The sequence below is a fragment of the Paraburkholderia ribeironis genome, from assembly GCF_900019265.1.
Taxonomy (GTDB): Bacteria; Pseudomonadota; Gammaproteobacteria; order Burkholderiales; family Burkholderiaceae; genus Paraburkholderia; species Paraburkholderia ribeironis.
The window spans coordinates 1-688 of the sequence record NZ_CYGX02000152.1 but is presented as its reverse complement, the minus strand read 5'-3'; the positions used below and the strand labels follow the sequence as shown (position 1 = coordinate 688).

General features: G+C 60.0%; 1 protein-coding gene. It reads right to left on the bottom strand.

Annotated elements, in window-relative coordinates:
* Positions 1-533 (bottom strand): transposase (locus BN2475_RS36110; RefSeq protein ID WP_245841747.1); only part of this gene is annotated, 533 nt, incomplete at its 3' end.
* Positions 534-688: the final 155 nt, after the last annotated feature.

Genomic DNA, 688 nt, shown 5'->3' with positions numbered 1-688 from the left:
TCGAAGAGCAGCTTGCGACCGCGCTTGACCGTTTTACGTCCACGCGGGTTTTCTGGAATATTGGGGCGCATGTTCCGGTTGAAGATAAACTTGCGATTGGCCCGGCAGTCGTAGACACCGTCCAGGCTCACCGTTGAGCCTCGTAGGTCCATGCCGATGGCGCGCGCCATCTCACTGAATTTGGGCAAGGCGTCGCGCAGCAGGGGCGATTCGTTCCGGTTCCCCGCCGCGGCAATGAATGGCGCGATAACGTTGCCGTCGCGATCGCAGAAGGCCACGACCTTGTCGCCTTTGAGGTGCTTGTGTCCGCTGTATCCCAGGTTGTCGCCGCCTTTCTTTGCCGCAGTGGTGGTGCCGTCGCCGTGAATGACCGTGAGGTCAAGCCGTCCGTCCCGATGGGGCCTGCGCACTGAGCCGGCGAAAATCCGATTGATGCAGCCTTTGCCTGCCAGCGCCGCAGTGCCCGATAGATGCGCGCGTAATGAATTTCGGGGCGGCCTTTGGCGTTCATCCTGATCGGCAGGGCTTTCCACTGACAGCCCGTGTAAAGCAGCTGCAGGACGTAATTAAAGATCGTGTGCAACGCCAGCGTTGGAGCCGGTCCACGTCGCGGCCCCGGCTTAGGGCTAAGCTAAACAAGCCACTAAATTGACGACGCGTCAGCGATTTGAACGTCGCCAAGTCATGA